General features: G+C 69.5%; 16 protein-coding genes. 5 read left to right on the top strand and 11 right to left on the bottom strand.

Features of this window, described 5'->3' with window-relative positions:
- Nucleotides 1-19 precede the first annotated feature (19 nt).
- Both UAJ10_RS06980 and UAJ10_RS06975 read left to right on the top strand, forming a co-directional pair.
- Entirely contained in the window at nucleotides 20-493 is a 474-nt protein-coding gene (locus UAJ10_RS06980; protein ID WP_322914661.1) for an ester cyclase, read from the top strand.
- Complete coding sequence (locus UAJ10_RS06975) at nucleotides 490-1,413, top strand: NADP-dependent oxidoreductase (RefSeq protein WP_322914660.1); 924 nt, start codon at nucleotides 490-492, stop codon at nucleotides 1,411-1,413. The genes UAJ10_RS06980 and UAJ10_RS06975 overlap by 4 nt, the downstream gene beginning before the upstream one ends.
- A gap of 56 nt (nucleotides 1,414-1,469) precedes the next feature.
- Here the strand turns inward: UAJ10_RS06975 and UAJ10_RS06970 are convergent, their stop codons facing one another.
- Entirely contained in the window at nucleotides 1,470-3,290 is a 1,821-nt protein-coding gene (locus UAJ10_RS06970) for a PHA/PHB synthase family protein (protein ID WP_322914659.1), read from the bottom strand.
- Between the two features lie 171 nt (nucleotides 3,291-3,461).
- Between UAJ10_RS06970 and UAJ10_RS06965 the strand changes: the two genes are divergently transcribed.
- Complete coding sequence (locus tag UAJ10_RS06965; RefSeq protein ID WP_322914658.1) at nucleotides 3,462-4,703, top strand: site-2 protease family protein; 1,242 nt, start codon at nucleotides 3,462-3,464, stop codon at nucleotides 4,701-4,703.
- Entirely contained in the window at nucleotides 4,696-5,052 is a 357-nt protein-coding gene (locus UAJ10_RS06960; protein ID WP_322914657.1) for a hypothetical protein, read from the top strand. The genes UAJ10_RS06965 and UAJ10_RS06960 overlap by 8 nt, the downstream gene beginning before the upstream one ends.
- A gap of 56 nt (nucleotides 5,053-5,108) precedes the next feature.
- Here the strand turns inward: UAJ10_RS06960 and phbB are convergent, their stop codons facing one another.
- A complete protein-coding gene (gene phbB, locus UAJ10_RS06955; RefSeq protein ID WP_322914656.1) occupies nucleotides 5,109-5,834 on the bottom strand; it encodes an acetoacetyl-CoA reductase in 726 nt (241 codons plus the stop codon).
- 193 nt (nucleotides 5,835-6,027) lie between these two features.
- On the opposite strand from phbB, the gene UAJ10_RS06950 reads away from it, so the two are divergent.
- Nucleotides 6,028-7,011 carry a zinc-dependent alcohol dehydrogenase family protein gene (locus UAJ10_RS06950; protein WP_322914655.1) on the top strand — a complete coding sequence of 328 codons (984 nt, stop codon included), beginning with the start codon at nucleotides 6,028-6,030 and terminating at the stop codon, nucleotides 7,009-7,011.
- A gap of 3 nt (nucleotides 7,012-7,014) precedes the next feature.
- On the opposite strand, the gene UAJ10_RS06945 is transcribed toward UAJ10_RS06950, so the two are convergent.
- The 9 genes from UAJ10_RS06945 to UAJ10_RS06905 all read right to left on the bottom strand — a co-directional run bounded on the left by UAJ10_RS06945 (nucleotide 7,015) and on the right by UAJ10_RS06905 (nucleotide 18,133).
- Nucleotides 7,015-8,142 (bottom strand): ABC transporter permease, encoded by a 1,128-nt coding sequence (locus UAJ10_RS06945; RefSeq protein WP_322914654.1) that lies wholly within the window; start codon nucleotides 8,140-8,142, stop codon nucleotides 7,015-7,017.
- Nucleotides 8,143-8,146: 4 nt separating this feature from the next.
- Nucleotides 8,147-10,861: a ribosome-associated ATPase/putative transporter RbbA gene (gene rbbA / locus UAJ10_RS06940; RefSeq protein ID WP_322914653.1), complete on the bottom strand. Its 2,715-nt coding sequence runs from the start codon at nucleotides 10,859-10,861 to the stop codon at nucleotides 8,147-8,149.
- Entirely contained in the window at nucleotides 10,858-11,853 is a 996-nt protein-coding gene (locus UAJ10_RS06935) for an HlyD family secretion protein (RefSeq protein WP_322914652.1), read from the bottom strand. The genes rbbA and UAJ10_RS06935 overlap by 4 nt, the downstream gene beginning before the upstream one ends.
- A gap of 15 nt (nucleotides 11,854-11,868) precedes the next feature.
- A complete protein-coding gene (locus UAJ10_RS06930) occupies nucleotides 11,869-13,470 on the bottom strand; it encodes an MBL fold metallo-hydrolase (protein ID WP_322914651.1) in 1,602 nt (533 codons plus the stop codon).
- 31 nt (nucleotides 13,471-13,501) lie between these two features.
- Nucleotides 13,502-14,341: an LOG family protein gene (locus UAJ10_RS06925; protein ID WP_322914650.1), complete on the bottom strand. Its 840-nt coding sequence runs from the start codon at nucleotides 14,339-14,341 to the stop codon at nucleotides 13,502-13,504.
- Between the two features lie 146 nt (nucleotides 14,342-14,487).
- Nucleotides 14,488-15,525, bottom strand: coding sequence for a zinc-dependent alcohol dehydrogenase family protein (locus tag UAJ10_RS06920; protein ID WP_322914649.1), 1,038 nt, complete (start codon nucleotides 15,523-15,525; stop codon nucleotides 14,488-14,490).
- 49 nt (nucleotides 15,526-15,574) lie between these two features.
- On the bottom strand, nucleotides 15,575-16,408 hold the full coding sequence (locus UAJ10_RS06915; RefSeq protein WP_322914648.1) for a universal stress protein: 834 nt from the start codon (nucleotides 16,406-16,408) through the stop codon (nucleotides 15,575-15,577).
- A 203-nt stretch (nucleotides 16,409-16,611) separates the two neighbouring features.
- Nucleotides 16,612-17,172 carry an Hsp20/alpha crystallin family protein gene (locus UAJ10_RS06910; protein ID WP_322914647.1) on the bottom strand — a complete coding sequence of 187 codons (561 nt, stop codon included), beginning with the start codon at nucleotides 17,170-17,172 and terminating at the stop codon, nucleotides 16,612-16,614.
- Between the two features lie 112 nt (nucleotides 17,173-17,284).
- Complete coding sequence (locus UAJ10_RS06905) at nucleotides 17,285-18,133, bottom strand: universal stress protein (RefSeq protein ID WP_322914646.1); 849 nt, start codon at nucleotides 18,131-18,133, stop codon at nucleotides 17,285-17,287.
- Nucleotides 18,134-18,221 lie beyond the last annotated feature (88 nt).

Here is an 18,221-nt window from a genome sequence, read left to right as displayed (position 1 = left end):
TCAACAAGGAGACAGCCCCATGTCGCAAGACCCCATCGTCACGTCCAATGGGCTCGCCGAGCGGGATCGCATCGCGATCGAAACGCTCTACCGCGCCTTTTCCGACCATGATCCCGACCTTCTCGATGGGGCGCTGGCCTCGGACTGGCAGGACATTCCCCTCGCCCCCGGCCAGGCCCCCGGCCGCGATGGCATGAAGCCGCTGGTCCGCGCCTTCAGCGCCGCCTTCCCCGACGTGCGCATCACCATTCACGAGCTGATCGGTGCGCCGGGCCGGGCGGCCGTGCGCGCCGAGATCACGGGCACCCATCAGGGCGAATGGTTCGGCGTGGCGCCGACCGGCGTCCGTTTCACCATCCCGATCCACGAGTTCCATTATGTGCGGGATGGGCGCGTCACCCATACCTGGCACCTGGAGGACTGGTTCGGCTGGCTGCGGCAGGTGGGCGCCATGGGCACCGAGGCGAAGGGCGCCGGGGAGAAGGCGGAATGAAGGCGTTTCGTATCCACGGCTACACGGCGGATCCGGTCATCGATACCGTCGATGTGCCCCGGCCCGGCGCCGGCGAGGTACTGGTGCGCGTCGCGGCCGCCAGCCTGAACCCGCTCGATGTGAAGTTGCAGCGCGGCTACATGGAAGCCTTCTTCCCGCTGACCTTCCCCTACACGCTGGGGAGCGATCTCAGCGGCACCATCGAGGCCTTGGGCGATGGCGTGTCGGGCTGGAGCGCCGGCGACCGGGTCGTGGCGCGAACGGCGCCGACCAGCGGCGGCGCGCTGGCGGAGTTCGCGGTGGTTCCGGCCGACCAGCTGGTGCGCCTGGCCGATGCCGTCGGTTTCGAGCGGGCCGCCGGCATCCCGACAGCCGCCGGCACGGCCTGGCAGGCGCTGTTCGAGGTCGCCGGGCTGGGTGCGGGGCGGACGGTGCTCATCCATGCGGGTGCCGGCGGGGTCGGCAGCTTCGCCATCCAGTTCGCCCGCCAGGCCGGCGCGCGGGTGGTGGCGACCGCTTCCGGCGACGGCATCGCCATCGCGGAACGCTTAGGCGCCGATCTCGTGATCGACTACCGCAATGAGGATTTCACCAAACGCGTCTCCGACGTGGATGTGGTCCTGGACACCATCGGTGGCGACACGCAGGCCCGGTCCTATGAGGTGCTGCGCGCCGGCGGCTTCCTGGCTTCCATCGCCGCTCCGCCGGACGAGGCGTTCGCGAAGGCGCATGGCGTGCAGGCGGCATTCGTCTTCCACAGGTCGGACGCCGCCCGGTTGGCGGCCGTCATGGACAAGGTCGCCGCCGGGGTCGAGGTGCTGATCGACCGGACGGCGCCAGGCCACGACGCCGTGGCGGCGTTCAATCACCAGGCGTCCGGCCGCGCGCGTGGCAAGATCGTCCTGACCAACGGATGGTGAGGGTCGGACCAGGTCTGGCCCAGGCAACCCACCGGCGTCCGGTGGGTTCCGTCGCCTCACGCCTGGTGCACGTACCCACCGGGTGCCGGACACAGCGTTGTCGATGGCCGCGGTGGCGGCACCTGGTCCACCTTGCCCACACTGCGCAGCCACTCCTCCCACGCCGGCCACCAGGAGCCGCCGTGGCTGGGAGCGGAGGCCGCCCAGGTGTCGGGATCGACGTACCGCTGGTCCGGCTGCCGGGTCAGGATTTGATAGCCCCCGCGCTCCGCCGCCGGCGGGTTGACGATGCCCACGTTGTGTCCGCCGGACACCAGGGTGAAGGTGACGGTGGTGTCGCTGAACAGGTTGATCTTGTAGACCGACCGCCAGGGGGCGACATGGTCGCGCGCGGTGCCCAGGGCGAAGATCGGCACCTTGATGTCGCGCAGCGCGACAACCCGCCCGGCCACGGCGAAGCGGCCGGCGGAGAGGCGGTTTTCCAGAAACAGGCCGCGCAGGTATTCGCCGTGCATGCGTGCCGGCATGCGCGTGGCGTCGGCGTTCCAGGCCATCAGGTCGGTCATGGGCTCGCGGTCGCCCAGCAGGTAGTCGCGGATGAAGCGCGACCAGATCAGGTCGTTGGGGCGCAGCAACTGGAAGGCGCCGGACATCTGGCCGCCGCTGAGATAGCCCTGCGTCCACATCAGGTCCTCCAGCAGGCTGACCTGGCGCTCATCCAGGAACAGCATCAGCTCACCGGCCTCGGCGAAATCGGTCTGGGCCGCCAGCAGGGACAGGCTGGCCAGCCTGTCGTCCCCGTCTCGGGCCATGGTGGCGGCGGCGATGGACAGGATGGTGCCACCCAGGCAATAGCCGCAGGCGTGGATCCGCTGGCCGGGAACGGCGGCGGTGACCGCATCCAGGGCCGCCATGACCCCCAGGCGGCGGTAATCATCCAGGCTCAGATCCCGGTCGCCGGCGTCGGGGTTCTTCCAGGAGACCATAAAGACGGTATGGCCGCGTCCCACCAGCCAGCGCACCAGCGAATTCTCCGGCCGCAGGTCCAGGATGTAGTACTTCATGATCCAGGCGGGGACGATCAGCACCGGCTCCGCATGGACGGTGGGCGTGGCCGGCGCGTATTGGATCACCTCCATCAGCCGGTTGCGGTAGATGACGGAACCTGGCGTCAACGCCACGTCGCGGCCCACCTGGAACTCCTCCGCGCCGGCCGGCGGCGCGCCTTTCATCAGGCGGCTGGCGTCCTCCAGCCAGTTCAGCCAGCCGCGCGCCAGGTTGGCACCCCCTTCCTGCAGCGTGCGCCCCATGATGATGGGGTTCAGCCAGGGCAGGTTGGTGGGCGACAGGACGTCGGCCCATTGGCTGAAGAGGAAGGCCAGTTCGTCCTCATGCTGGCGCGCCACGCCCGGCACGCGATGGGCGGCGTCCAGCAGCAGTTTTTCCCCCAGCAGATAGGCCTGGGCCACGGCCACGTGCGGCCACTGCCGCCAGACGGGATCGACGAAGCGATGGTCCCCGGGTTGCGGATCGACCAGGGGGGCGGCACCGCCGGCGGCGGATGCTTCCGCCAGCCACACGGCGAACCGCCCGGCGGCGTCCGCCGCCGCCAGTGCCCAGCCCAGACGCCGCCCGGGGCTGGCCGACAGGTGCAGGGCCCAGTCCGTCCACGCCTCCAGCAGGACCGACGGCGAGAGTCCCTGCGTCATCCGCGCCGCCGTGGCGCGCAAGGCGCGGTCGAGGGCGCGAAAATCCGGATCGGCGTCCGCGGCCGGCGGCGGTGGGGGCGTTGGGACGGTCGTCATCGGCCGGGCCGATGCCAGGCGGCGGGCGCGGCGGATCGGAGCAGGGCGCGGGGCGGGGACGGCGGCGGTCATGGGGTGCCTCCTATCGCCGGTCCGCGACATGGGGCCGGCCATCCCCATCATGGCAGCCGTGGCGGCGGCGGCCTTGATGCATCGCAAGGCGCCCGCACCGATACGGTCGCATAGTGCCATCACGGCCCGCGAGGGGCCTTCCCCAATGGCGGGCCGGGAAGGGGAGGAGTCATGGCCTCAGCTCGCCTCAAGCTGCCGCGGGTGCTCGGCATTCCCATATTCGTGGACCTGTCCTGGTTCTTCGTTGCCGCCTTGATCGGGTGGTCGCTGGCGGTGGGCGTGTTTCCCGCGCTGCTTCCCGGCATGCCGCGCCCGACCTACCTGTGGATGGCGGCGGCGGGGACGCTGGGCCTGTTCGTCTGCGTCCTGCTGCATGAACTGGCGCACAGCGTGGTGGCGCGCGCTTTCGGCATGCGGATCAACGGCATCACCCTGTTCGTCTTCGGCGGCGTGGCCGAAATCGCGGATGAGCCGGGCCGGCCGTCGCACGAATTCCTGGTGGCGATCGCGGGTCCCGCCGCCAGCGGCGTCATCGCCCTCGCCTGCTGGGCGGTGACGCAGCCGCCTGCCCTTCTAGGCGGCTGGCCGGCGGCGGCCGCGACCCTTGCCTATCTGGGTCAGCTCAACGCCTATCTGGCGCTGTTCAACCTGGTGCCCGCCTTCCCGCTGGATGGCGGCCGGGTGCTGCGGGCGGCGCTGTGGCGGCTGCGGGGCGACTATGCCTGGGCCACCCACATCGCGGCGGCCTGCGGCGACCTGTTCGGCCTGTTCCTCATCGCGCTGGGTTTCTGGAACACCGCGACCGGCGATGTCATGGGCGGCTTGTGGGGGGTGGTCATCGGCATGTTCCTGCGGAACGCCGCCGCGAGCGGCTACCGGGACATGCAGGTGCGCACGGTCCTGGGCGGGATGCGCGTGGCCGACGTCATGACGCCGGACCCTGTTTTCGTCAGTCCGCAGGCCGTCGTCGGCGATTTCCTCACCCGCTATGTCTACCGCTATCACCATCGCAGCTTTCCGGTGGTCTGGGACGGCCGCGTCATGGGCGTGGTCGGCATCCCGGAGGTGGCCACCCTGGCGCCCGACGAATGGTCCGCGACCCCGGTTCGCGACATCATGGTGCCGTGCGGGGAGCTGGATTTCATCGCCGCCGACGCCGGCGTTGTCGACGCCTTCCGCCGGCTGGGCGAGGCCGGGCGCCATCGGCTGTGGGTCCTGGACCAGGGCCGCCTGGTCGGCGTCATCGCCGCCAGGGACCTGATGGTCCTGGCCTCGCTGGCCACTGATCTGCCGGCCTTAGCCCGGCATGGCGGGACGGCGCCATCCGGGCGGGACGCGTCAAGCGCGCCGCGTCTCACAGGGCCTGGTCCGCTGGACATCCATACTCAAAGCAACGGAGGTCATCATGCCTGACGCTACGCAACGCCTGCATTCGACCGAGGGCCTGGCCAAAGGGGCCATGGAAGAGGTTTTCACCGGCAACGTCGCCTGGCTGGACGATGTCCACAACGTCTATGGACGCTGGACCCAAGGCATGCTGGGCACCGTTCAGGAGATGGTGCGGCTTTGGGAAGGCCGCTTCCACGAGGACTGCGAGGCGTGCAAGGCCCTGTCGGCATGCCATACGCCGCTGGACCTGCAGCGCTTCAGCCAGGCTTTCGTGGTCAAGGCCAGCCAGGATTACGCCGAAGGCGTCGGCCGGCTGCTGCGCGTGGCGGTGGAGGCGCTGGGGCCCCGCGCCGCCCCCGGCCCGCACGGCTGAAAAGCGATGGGGCGGCCCCCACGCCGCCCCATCCGACCCGATCGCTTCGCCGGCCCTCACTGCATATACTTGCCGCCGTTCACGGACAGGGTCTCGCCGGTGATGAAGCCGGCGTCGTCGGCGGCCAGGAAGGCCACGGCGCGGGCGATCTCCTCCGGCTGGGCCAGGCGCTTGGCCGGGATGCCGTCGACGATGGTTTGCAGGATGGGCGCCGGCACGGCGTCGACCATGCCGGTCTTGGTGTAGCCCGGCGCCACGGCGTTGACGGTGATGTTGCGCGACGCCCCCTCCAGCGCCAGCGCCTTGGTGAAACCGATCAGGCCGGCCTTGGCGGCGGCGTAGTTGGTCTGACCGGCCTGGCCCGACAGGCCGTTGACCGAACTGATGTTGATGATGCGGCCGTAGCGGCGCTCACGCATGCTGTCGATGACGGCGCGGCACATGTTGAAGCAGCCGCCCAGGTCGACATCGATGACGGCCCGCCATTGCTCGGGCGTCATCTTGTGCAGCATGGCGTCGCGGGTGATGCCGGCGTTGTTGACCAGGATGTCGATGGGGCCGTGCTCGGCGGTGACCCGCGCCACGCCGTCGGCGCAGGCGGCATAGTCGGCGACGTCCCATATGGCCGTCGGCACGCCGGTGGCCTGCCGGAAGGTGGCGGCCAGCGCCTTGTTCGCGGGCGGGCAGGTGGCCACCACCGTGTGCCCGGCGGCCTTCAAGGCAAGACTGACGGCGGCCCCTATGCCGGTGACCCCGCCTGTGACCAAAGCGACGCGTACCATCAGAACCTCCATACCCTATGTGTCGGTTGGCGGCCCATGGGACCATCCAAAGGGCGCGGCCCTCCTTGTGATGCGTCAAGACACCGGTGATTCCGTTACGGATTGCGGCCGATCAATGCGGGGATCCGGAAACGGGCGTTCGCTTGGAACCGGCTGAGGGTCGGCCAGATGGAGGCCAGACAGGAGGAACATCATGCGTGCCATGGTGTGGGATGGGACGGGCGCGCTGAAGGAACGGGAACTGCCCGACCCGGAACCGGGGCCGGGTGAAGTCCGTCTCGCCGTCCGGGCCTGCGGCGTCTGCCGCACCGACCTTCACCTGATCGACGGCGATCTGCCGCCGGGCGGCCTGCCCCGCGTGCCGGGTCATGAGATCGTGGGCGTCGTGGACAGGCTGGGCCCGGGGGTCACCGACCTCAGCCTGGGCCAGCGGGTGGGCGTGGGCTGGCTGGGCCATAGCTGCCAGCGCTGCCCTTATTGCCTGTCGGGTCATGAGAACCTGTGCGACCGGCCCGCCTTCACCGGATATACCCGCGACGGCGGCTTCGCCACGCTGGCGGTGGCCGAGGCGCGCTACGTCTATCCTTTGGACGGCATCGATCTGGCCGACACCGTGGCGGCCCCGCTGCTGTGCGCCGGTCTCATCGGCTGGCGCTCGCTGGTGATGGCCGGCCCGCATCGCAAGCTGGGCATTTATGGCTTCGGCGCCGCCGGGCACATCATCCTTCAGGCCGCCCGCTGGCAGGGCGCCGAGGTGTTCGTCTTCACCCGGCCCGGCGATCTGGCCGCGCCGGAGTTCGCCCTGTCCCTGGGCGCCGCCTGGGCCGGGTCATCGGAGGAGCCGCCGCCCGAGGCCCTGGACGCGGCCATCCTCTATGCCCCGGTGGGCGCGCTGGTGCCGGCGGCTCTGGCGGCCGTGCGCAAGGGCGGGCGGGTGGTCTGCGCCGGCATCCACATGAGCGACATCCCCGCCTTTCCCTATAGCCTGCTGTGGGGGGAACGTCAGTTGGTCTCGGTCGCCAACCTGACGCGGACCGACGCGCTGGATTTCCTGCACGTGGTGCCGCTGGCTGGCATCCGCCCGGAGGTGACGTCCTATCCCTTGTCCCAGGCCAACCGTGCGATCCAGGATCTGCGGGCCGGGCAGGTGCGCGGCGCCGCGGTCCTGGTGCCCTGACGGTCAGCGCACCGCCGCCAGATGACGGCGGAAGCGCCACAGGCTGAGGCAGAAGAACAGCGCGCCCATGCCGGCGACGGCGGCGAAGTGCGGCCATACCAGGGTGATGTCCGCCCCCCGGTACAGGATGGCCTGCGCGAAGGCCACGAACTGGGTGGCGGGGGAGAACTGCATGATCCGCTGCAGCCAGACGGGCATGCTCTCCAGCGGCGTGTTGCCGCCCGACAGCAGGTTCAGGGGCAGGACGATCAGGATGAACAGCAGCCCCAGCTGCGGCATGGACCGCGCCACCGTGGCCAGGAAGATGCCCAGGGCGGTGGTGAAGAACAGATAGACGGCGGTGCCGACCATGAACAGGGGCAGGGATCCGGCGAGGTGGATGCCCAGGGCCCAGCGGATGATCAGCGCCAGGGACAGCGCCGTCATGCCCAGCACCACCAGGCCATTGGCCAGCACCTTGGCGCCCATTATCTCCAGCGGGCGCACGGGCATGACCAGCAGATGCTCCAGCGTGCCGTGCTCCCGCTCGCGGATGACGGCGGCGCCAGTCAGCAGCACCGACAGCATGGTGACGTTGAACAGGATGGCCATCAGGCCGGTGAAGCGCGTCGTCTCCAGCGTCTGGTTGAAGGCGAAGCGCAGCTGGGCGCTGACCGCGTCCGGGAGGGTGGTGGTCTTGTCCCGCGCCAGGAAGCGCGTGACCTCATCGCTCAGCACCGATTGGATCTGCGCCGCGCCGATGCCGGCCTGCATCATGGCGGTGGCGTCCACCAGGATCTGCAGCTCCGCCCCGTGGCCGGCCAGCAGGTCGGCCTGGAAGTCCGGCGGCACGTCCAGCACGAAGGTGTAGCGGGCGTCCGCCATGGCGCGGTCGACCTCGCCCTTGCCGATAAGGGCGGGGGTCTGGAAGTCCGGCGCGCGGAAGGCGGAACGGAAGCGCAGCGCCAGGGGCGACTGGTCCTCGTCCACGATGGCGATGGAGGCGTTGCGCAGCTCGTGGCTGATACCCGTGGCCTGGAGGTAGATCATGCCGGTGAAGGCGTAGAGCACGAAGAACAGCATGAAACGGTCGCGCATCAGGCCGGCCAGTTCCTTGCGCGCCAAGGTCAGCAGGGTGCGGAAGGCGGCCATGATCTCACGCCTCCTGTTTGCGCAGCAGCACGGCCGCCGTCAGCACCAGCGCCGGGAAGAAGGCCAGCAACGACAGGATGAAGGGCGTCAGCTCCGCCAGCGACAGCCCCTTGGTGAAGGCGCCCACCACCGTCTTCACGAAATAGGTCGTGGGGAAGATGGCGCCCAGCAGGTGGGGCATGCCCGACAGGGTGGAGACGGGCTGCATCATGCCGGAGAACTGGATGGCCGGCAGCATGGTGACGATGGCCGTGCCGAAGACGGCGGCGGTCTGGGTGCTGACGAAGCAGGACACCAGCAGGCCCAGCGCGGTGGTGGCCATGACATAGGCCAGCGCGCCCAGGCTCAGGCCCACCAGGCTGCCCTTCAGGGGCACATGGAAGATGACCAGCGCCATCATGACCATGATGGCGTAGTTGAAGAAGGCGATGGCGATATAGGGCAGCTGCTTGCCCAGCAGGAATTCCAGCCGCGACACCGGTGTGACGTACAGGTTGGTGATGGACCCCAGCTCCTTCTCCCGCACCACGCCCAGGGCCGTCAGAATGGATGGGATGAAGACCAGCAGCAGGCCGATGACGCAGGGCACCATGGCGTCCGCGGAACGGAAGGCCTGATTGTAGCGGAAGCGCGGAATGAGGTTCAGCCCGGGCGCGTCCTCGACACCGGCCTCGGTTGCCAGATCCTGCTGCAGCCGGACGAAAAGGCCGGCGACGTAGCCCTGGATGGTTTCCGCCCGGAAGGGCATGGCGCCGTCGATGCGGACGGCGATCTCCGCCGGGGTGCCCTTTTTCACGTCGCGGCCGAAGTCCGGCGGGATGTCGACCACCAGGGCGACGTCATTGGCCTGCAGGCGCCTCAGGGCCTGGGCCGCGTCGGCGGCGGGCGGCGTGCCCTGGAAGTAGCGGGAACTGGAGAACGCCTCCACCACCGTGCGCGACAGGGGGCTGTGGTCGCGGTCCAGCACGGTGTAGCGCAGGTTCTCGACATCGAAGTTGATGCCGAAGCCGAAGACCAGCATCAGCATCAGGGTGCCCAGCAGGGCGACGGTCAGGCGGACGGGGTCGCGGCGCAGCTCCAACCCCTCGCGCAGGGCGTAGGCCGACAGCCGCCGCAAGGAAAAGGCGCTGGCGTCCGCCATCGCGGTCGGCGTGGGCGATGCCGCCGCCGGGGTGGGTGCGGCCGCCTCATCCGGCGTGCTCTCCCGCATATAGGCCACGAAGGCGTCGTCCAGACTGTCGGCGCCCTTGGCCTGGCGCAGGTCATCCGGCGCGCCCACCGCCAGCACGCGGCCGGCCTGCATGAAGGCGACGCGGTCGCAGCGCGCGGCCTCGTTCATGTAATGGGTGGAGACGAAGATGGTGACGCCTTGGTCGCGCGACAGGGTGGTCAACTGTCGCCAGAAGGCGTCGCGGGCCACCGGGTCGACGCCCGAGGTGGGTTCGTCCAGGATCAGGACCTCGGGCTTGTGCAGCACGGACACGGCCAGCGACAGGCGCTGGCGCACGCCCAGCGGCAGGCTGTCCGCCAGGGCATGCACGTAGGGGGCGAGGCCGAAATCGGCCACCACCTCGGCGATGCGCGTTTGCGCCGCGCCGCCCGTGAGCCCGAACAGCGTGGCGTGCAGATCCAGGTTCTGCGCCACCGACAGGTCGCCGTAGAGCGAGAAGGACTGGGCCATGTAGCCCACCCGGCGGCGGGTGGCCAGGTCGCCGGGATCGACCGGCTGGCCGAACAGCAGGGGCGTGCCGGCGCTGGCCGGCAGCAGGCCGGTCAGCATCTTCATGGTGGTGGTCTTGCCGCAGCCGTTGGAACCCAGGAAGCCGAAGATCTCCCCCTTGGGAATGGCGAAGCTGACCCGGTCCACGGCGACGAAATCGCCGAAGCGGCAGGTCAGCTCCCGCGCCTCGATGGCGATGGGCCGGCCGGGCGGCAGGGGGGTGGTGACCGCGGTTTCGTCCGGCCCCCGCCGGTCCGCCGGCAGTAGGGCGACAAAGGCCGCCTCCAGGGTGGCCGTGCCGGTGCGGCTCATAAGCTCCACCGGCGTGCCGTCGGCCAGGATGCGGCCGCCATCCATCATCACCGCCCGGTCGAAGCGCTGGGCCTCATCCATGTAGGAGGTGGCGACCAGCAGGGTCATGCCCGGCCGCTCCGCCCGTATGCCGTCGATCAGGTCCCAGAACTGCCGGCGGGACAACGGGTCGACGCCGGTGGTCGGCTCATCCAGGATCAGCAGGTCGGGATCATGGATCAGGGCGCAGCACAGCCCCAGCTTCTGGCGCATGCCGCCCGACAGCTTGCCCGCCGGCCGGTCGGGGAAGGGGGCGAGGCCGGTGGCGGCCAGCAGATGGTCGATGCGCCGACGGCGTTCCGCCGGGCCTTGCCCGAATAGCTTGCCGAAGAATTCCAGGTTCTCGCGCACCGACAGGTCGGGATAGAGGTTGCGGCCCAACCCCTGGGGCATGAAGGCGACGCGGGGTTGCAGGCGCCGGCGGTCCCGCCCGCGCGCCATGTCGCCGCCCAGGACCTCCAGCCCGCCGTGCTGCAGCCGCTTGGCGCCGGCGATCAGGCCCAACAGGGTGGACTTGCCCACGCCATCGGGGCCGATCAGGGCCAGGGTGCCGCCGGCCGGCACGGCCAGGGTCACGGCATCCAGCGCCGGGACGTGGCCATAGCGGTGGCTGATGCCCGTGGCGCGGAGGGCCAGGGGCGGTGTCATCGCACCGCCGTCGTGGTCAGGGGTGACTGCAGCCAGGCGGGCCAGGCGGCCTTGGCATCCAGGCGGACATAGGCCGTGCCGCTGACACCCGTCTTCACCTGCTCGATATGGCTGGTCACCAGAGCCTGCGGCACCCGGGCCTTCAGGCGGAACATCATGCGGTCGCGCTCCGCCCGGGTTTCCACCTGCTTGGGCGTGAACTGCGCCTTGGGCGCCACGAAGCTGACCGACGCGGGAATGGCCAGGCCGGGCAGGGCGTCCAGCAGCAGGCGCACGTCGGCGCCCAAAGCCACGCGGTTGGCGTAGTCGGTGGGCAGGAAGAAGGTCATGTACACGTCGGACAGGTCCAGCAGGGTGGCGACCTTGCCGCCGGCGCCCAGCATCTCCCCCGGTTGCGCCAGCTTGTACAGGATGCGGCCTGTCACCGGCGCCTTGAGGATGCCGTCATCGGCCAAGTCGCGCAGCCGGTCGGCATCGGCCTCCGCCGCGCGGATGGCCTCCTCGGCGGCGCTCAGCCCACTCTTGGCCGATCGCAAGGCGGCAGAGGCGCTTTTCAGCTGATTGCGGTTGGTGTCCACCCGTTGCTGCGAGACGTTGCCCCGCGAAAACAATTCGGTGGCCCGGTTCATCTCCTTGGTGGCGAACTCCAGGTCGCTTTGCCGCTGCACCACCAGGCTGGCCGCCTGGTCACGGCTTTTCTGCGCCTGGGCCAGGGCGGCGGTGGCGGCGCGGTACTGGGCCTGGACGTCGCGCACGTCCAGTCGGGCGAGTACGGTGCCGGCCTGCACCAGCTGCCCCTCCTCGAACTCTATGGTCAGGACGCGGGCCGCGTACTTGGCGGCGATATCCACCTCCTGCGCCTCGATGCGGCCGTCGGCGGAGACGAAGCCCGCCGGCAGCACGTTGCCGCGCGTGCGCAGCCACAGCAGGTAGCCGCCGCCGGCGGCGCCGGCCAGCAGGATCAACACCAGCAGGAACTTGAGGAAACGCATGGGGCCGGTGCTCCTTCAAGGGTTGGCCGGGGGCGCCGGGTTGGGGGCTTGGGGTTTCAGCAGCGCGGCGATGCGGTCCAGCAGGGCCAGGCGCTGCGCGTCGCCATCGGCATGGCGCAGCGTTTCCGCCAGGTCGAGGATCGTGGCGGCATAGACGTTGTGCCAATCCTGTTCGGGCACGGCGGCCAGGCGCGGCTGGTCGGCCGGCTTACGCTCCGCATGGCCGGGCCGCAGGACGATGGTCTCATCCAGTTGCGGCTGATGGACCGGGACCGACAGGCCCTGGGCGGCCAGCGCGTCCGCCAGGGCCTGCCGCGGCGTGGTCTCCCCATGCATCAGGGCGATGCCGTTGCTGATGGGGCCGCGCGCCGCCAGCCACGCCAGCAAGGCCGCCTGGTCGGCATGGCCTGAGTAGCTGTCCAGGGTGCGGATGCGGGCGCGCACCTCCACCTCCTCGCCATGGATGCGGACGTGGCTGGCCCCTTGGGTCAGGATGCGGCCCAGCGTGCCCGGCGCCTGGTAGCCGACGAACAGGACCGTGGCGTTGCGTTGCCACAAATGGTTCTTCAGGTGGTGGCGGATGCGGCCGGCGTCGCACATGCCGCTGGCCGCCATGATGATGGCGCCGCCGCCCAGGCGGTTCAGGCGCTTGCTGTTCTCCACCGCCGTGATGGGGTGGAAATAGGGCCGGTCGAAGGGATCGGCCACGGCGGCGTGGTTGATGTCCGGCAGGTGCTGGCGGAAGATCTCCGTCACGTTCACCGCCAGCGGGCTGTCCAGGAAGATGTCCGTGCGCGGCAGCGCGCCGTCGTCCATCAGCCGGGCCAGGTCATACAGCAGCTCTTGCGTCCGCTCCACCGCGAACACGGGGATCAGCAGCACGCCGCCGGCTTTGAGGGCCGCGGACACTTCCACGCCCAGTTGGCGACGCCGCTCCTCATTGTCCACGGGCGCCCGGATGGTCCCGCCATAGGTGGATTCACAGAACACCCAGTCCACGCCCGACGGGCCTTCGGGCAGGCCGTGGAAGGGCTTGTCGCCCGGCCCGAGGTCGCCGGAGAACAGCAGCGTCTGTTCCCCGCCGTCGCCCGCCACCTTGACCTCCACCGAGGCCGAGCCCAGCAGGTGCCCCGCATCCCAGAAGCGGATCCGCACGCCGGGCATGACGTCGATCCAGACGCCGTAGTCGCCCGGTTCCAACTGGTCCAGGCAGGCCTCCGCGTCCTTGCGGGTGTAGATGGGTTGCACCTCCGCCCGGCCGCGCTGGCGGTTGCGGTGGTTCAGGTGCTGAACCTCGCTTTCCTGGATGAAGCCGCTGTCGGGCAGCATGAAGGTCAGCAGATCACGGGTGCCGCCGGTGCAGTGGATGCGGCCCGTGTAGCCCTGGCGGCACAGCTTGGGCACCAGACCGCTGTGGTCGATGTGGGCGTGGGTCAGCACCAGCGCCGCCGGTTCGCGGGGGTCGAAGGGGAAGTCGCGGTAGTTCAGCTCCTTGACCGTCTTGGGGCCCTGGAACAGGCCGCAGTCGATCAGCAACGCGCCGCCATCATGGCGGATCAGGGTGCAGGACCCGGTGACGGTGCCGGCGGCGCCGTGGAAGGTGACGGTGGGGATCATGGGGACGGGCCCTTGATTGGTCAGGCTTGGGTCAGGCTTCGGGGGATTGCGTGGTGGTGGCCGTCGGCACCTTCAGGCCATGGGCCAGCAAGGCGCGCCACACCCCCACGGCATCGTCGGCGAAGCTGAATAGTTCCAGGTCGGTGGGGGAGATCATGCCGGTCTTGGCCAGCACGTCGAAATTCACCACCCGTTTCCAATAGGCCCGGTCCATCAGCACGACGGGAATGGCGGGGGACTTGCCCGCCTGGCGCAGGGTCAGGATCTCGAACATCTCGTCCAAGGTGCCAAACCCGCCGGGGAAGATGACCAGGCCCGCCGCCCGCATGGCGAAGTGCAGCTTGCGCATGGCGAAGTAATGGAACTGGAAGGTCAGTTCCGGCGTGGTGTAGGGGTTGGGCTCCTGCTCATGCGGCAGGGCGATGTTGAAGCCGATGCTGGGCGCGCCCGCCTCCCACGCGCCGCGGTTGACCGCCGCCATCAGGCCGCCGCCGCCGCCGGTGGCGATGACGTTGTCGCGGTAGCCGCCAGGGATGCCGTCCAGCGCCCCGCCCCGTTGCGAGGCCAGCCGGCCGAAGGCCACCGCCTCGCCATACCAACGGTGGGCGTTGGGGAACTCCGTGGCGCGCGCCATCTCCGCCGCCGTCGGCGGTGGCCCGTCCGGATCGCCGACCCGCGCGCTGCCGAAGGCGACCAGGGTGGAGCGCACGCCCCAGGCCCGCAGCCGCTCCTCCGCCTTTTCATATTCCAGCATCAGGCGGGCGCCCCGCATGCTGTCGCTCAGCAGGAAACTCTGATCCAGCGCCGGCAGACGATAGGCGGGGGACGCCAGTTGCGCCCGGTTGTCGGGCCTCGAAGCATCGCGCGACATGATGGGAAGCGTCCTTGTCACGATCGCCGGGTGGGCGACCGGACCTCGCCCGGCCGCCCACCCGTTCATGACCCAACCATTCACCATCCCGGCTGTTGGCAAAATGATCCACCTCAATCTCCGGCCGCGTCGCGGCGGGCGTGGGATCAAGGGCTGATGATCACCTTCAGGGCGTGGCTGTCGGCGGCGTGGCCGAAGGTGTCGTAGGCGGACAGGATGCCGTCCAGCGTGAACCGGTGGGTGATCAGCAGCGACGGGTCCAGCTTCCGCGACTGCACCGTCTTCAGCAGCATGGGCGTGCTGACGGTATCCACCAGCCGCGTGGTGATGGCGATGTTCTGTGCCCACAGCCGGTCCAGGTGCAGGTCGGCCTTGTGCCCATGCACGCCCACGTTGGCGATGATACCGCCGGGCGCCACCAGATCCTGGCACAGCTCGAACGTGGCCGGGATGCCCACCGCCTCGATCACCGTGTCGGCGCCCATGCCGCCGGTCCAGGCCTTGACCGCCTCCGCCACGTTGGTTTGCCCGCTGTTCAGCGTGCGGGTGGCGCCGAAGCGGCGGGCGACCTCCAGCCGGTTGTCGTCGATGTCGATCATGATGATCTCGGCCGGGGAATAGAACTGGGCCGTCAGCAACGCCGCCAGGCCGATGGGGCCCGACCCCACGATGGCCACGGTGGCGCCCGGCGCCACCTTGCCGTTCAGCACCCCGCATTCGAAGCCGGTGGGCAGGATGTCGCTCAGCATGGCCAGCGCCTCCTCATCCGCCCCGTCGGGGATGGGATAGAGGCTGGTGGCGGCATGGGGGATGCGCACGTATTCCGCCTGGGTGCCGTCGATGACGTTGCCCAGGATCCAGCCGCCGGTGCGGCAGTGGGAATACATGCCGCGGCGGCAGTAGTCGCAGGTGCCGCAGGCGGTGATGCAGGAAATCAGCACCCGGTCGCCCGGCCGGAACGTCGTGACCCCGGGGCCCACCGCATCGATCACGCCCACGCCCTCATGGCCCAGGATGCGGCCGGGCGCGCAGGTGGGCACGTCGCCCTTCAGGATGTGCAGGTCGGTGCCGCAGATGGTCGTCTTGGTGACGCGGACGATGGCGTCGCCGGGGTCCTTGATCTCCGGCTTGGGCCGCTGCTCCAGCGCCTTGCGGCCGGGGCCTTGGTAGACAAGCGCCTTCATGACATTTTTCCCTATCTCGGGTTCATGGATGTGGTCCGGCGGCCCGGCGTCAGTGGGCCAGCAGCGTCGGGACCGGGGTCTTGGTCAGGATGTCGCGCGTCACACCGCCCAGCGCCCATTCCCGCAGGCGGGAATGGCCATAGGCCCCCGCCACGATCAGGCCGGCGCCCGCGAGTTCGGCCTCGTTGAACAGCCCGGCGGCGATGTTGTCCCACTTGCCCAGCCGGCGGATCTCGGCGGCAACGCCATGCCGTTCCAGATAGCGGGCCAGGTTTCGGTCGCCGGGCGCGTCCTTGGATCCACCGTTGTCGATGGTGGCGATGATCACCTGGCCGGCGCGGCGCAGGAACGGCATGGCCTGGGCTACGGCGTTCGACGCCTCGCGGCTGTCCTTCCACGCGACCAGAACGGTGTCGAACGGCCGCAGGCTCAACGGGTCCTCTTCCGGGATGATGAACACGCCGCGGCCCGATCCGAACAGCGCCGCCTCCACCACATCGCTGGCGCGGTTGGGTTCGGCGATGCGGTAGGGGGTGCGGACCACCAGTAGATCCGCCGTGCGGGCGTGGGTGGCGACCAATGCCTGGACATTCGCCGCCCGGCAGTCGATGCGATGCAGGTCATGCGGGACGGCCAGTTTCGCCAGGCGCTCTTCCAGGGCGTGTTCCACCAGCCGGCACTGGGCCCTGGCGTCTTCCAGGTGTTGGGGCAGCAGGCTGCGGCTGACCGCGTAGTGCGATATGCTTTCCGGCGGCTCGGGCAGGATGTTGATGTAAAGGCCCTGGACATGGGCCTGATGAATGATCGCCAGATGGTCGGCGTGCAGGATGCGGCTTTCGTCGTCGGCTCCGCCATCCAGGTGAACCAGAATTTCCTTGATCATCGCGCCGGCCCTCCTTCGGTGAAGCGGCCTGTCCATGGCGGGGCATGGGGCGGTCGCCAGCTCTCTGGAACACAGCTTGCCCCGGACAGGCCGGTGGGACCTTGACTTGGCTCAACGGGTCACGGGATGAAGGCGTGATCCCGACGCATCCAGGCCCAAGGCCCCTCCAGCTTGGCCGTCACGGACCGCCACCGCCTCTCGCCCTAATGGGTGATGGGGATGGTCCGCTCCTGCTTGGCGGCGGTGCCGGCTTTGGGCAGCGTCACGGTCAGGATGCCCTTGTCGAAGGCGGCGGAGATTTTCTCCACATCCGTGTCGCTGGGCACATGGAAGGACCGGCGGAAGCTGCCGTAACGCCGCTCGGTCAGGTGCACATCCCCCCGCTTCTCATCGACGTTGATGGTCTTCTCCCCCTTCAACGTCAGGACGTTGTCGGCCAGGGACACGCTGATGTCCTTGGTTTCGATCCCGGGCAACTCGGCGGTGATCTGGTAGTCCGCTTCCCGCTCGGTGATGTCGACGGCGGGAATGGTCACGCCGAACGCGCCCTCGAAATGGCGCAAGGGATCGGTGTCCGGCGATCGCCACAGGGCGGGGACGTTGAGCAGCGAGCGTGAGAAGCGGCCGAAGGCGCTATCCAGCTCGTCACGAAACGAGTTCCAGAAGTGGAAGGGCGACGCCGTGGCGGCGGCGTCGGTGTTGACCGGAACGGATTGCGGCGCCGTGGCTTTGGCCGGTTCGGTCGGGACGGCTGATTCAGGCATGGCATGTCTCCTTTCACGGGTGGCGGATAGGGAAGGGGGGTGCGCGCCGGCCGGCCCCGCGCCCGATCGCTCGCGGGCGGCGGAAGCGGACATGATGGCCGCGCCTTTCGGGTCAGTGGGCCAACAGGGCCGGGAGGGGCGCTTTCGTCAGGATGTCCCGGGTGACACCTCCCAGGGTCCACTCCCGCAGGCGGGAGTGGCCATAGGCGCCAGCCACCAGCAAACCGGCGTCCAGACGTTTCGCCTCATTGAAAAGGGCCTCGGAAACGGTGTTCCATTCCCGCAGGTGGCGCAGTTCGACGGTGACGCCATGACGGTCCAGATACCGGGCCAGGTCGGCGCCGGGTTCGGCGCCGGCGGCCTCCGCCGGTTTGTCGCCCTCCACCATGGCCACCACCACCTGGGCCGCCTTTTTCAGGAAGGGCATGGCCTGCGCCACGGCGTTCGCCGCCTCCTTGCTGTCGGTCCAGGCGACGAGGATGGTGTCCAGGGACCGCAGCCGGGCCGGCTCTTCCTCCGGCACGATGAACACGCCGCGGCCGGATCCGAACAGGGCGGCTTCCACGAATTCGGGCGCCCGGCCCGGCAGGGCGAAGCCGGGCTGGTAGGGCGTGCGCACCACCGTCAGGTCGGCCGTGCGCGCCTGACTGGCCACGACGCGGTCGATGCCGTCGATCAGGACATCGAAGCGACGAAGATCATAGGGAACGCTCAGCTTGTCGAGCCGGAGGCGAAGGGCCTGCTCCGTCCTGTCCGCCTGGGCCTTGAGCGCGCTCATCTGCTCAGATGCCGCGCCCCGGCTGACGGCGTATTGCGGCAGCGTCAGAACGATCTCGGGCAGGCATTCGCAGTAGACCCCGCGGATATGGGCCCTGTGCGCTGTCGCCAGATGCTCGGCATGCAGCAACCGGTATTCGTCGTCCGAACTTCCGTCCAGGTGGACCAGGATTTCCGTGATCATGACACCCGCCCTCATCACAGGGGAGCGGCCTGTCCGTGCCGTGGCACGATGCCGGGTCGCCAGCTCGGGTCGCAGTGTGCCATGCGGG

Origin of the sequence: Nitrospirillum guaranorum (assembly GCF_034653275.1) — a bacterium.
In the GTDB taxonomy this organism is placed as follows: Bacteria; Pseudomonadota; Alphaproteobacteria; order Azospirillales; family Azospirillaceae; genus Nitrospirillum.
The sequence above is the reverse complement of the archived record's forward strand: the minus strand, read 5'-3'. Positions and strand labels throughout refer to the sequence as shown.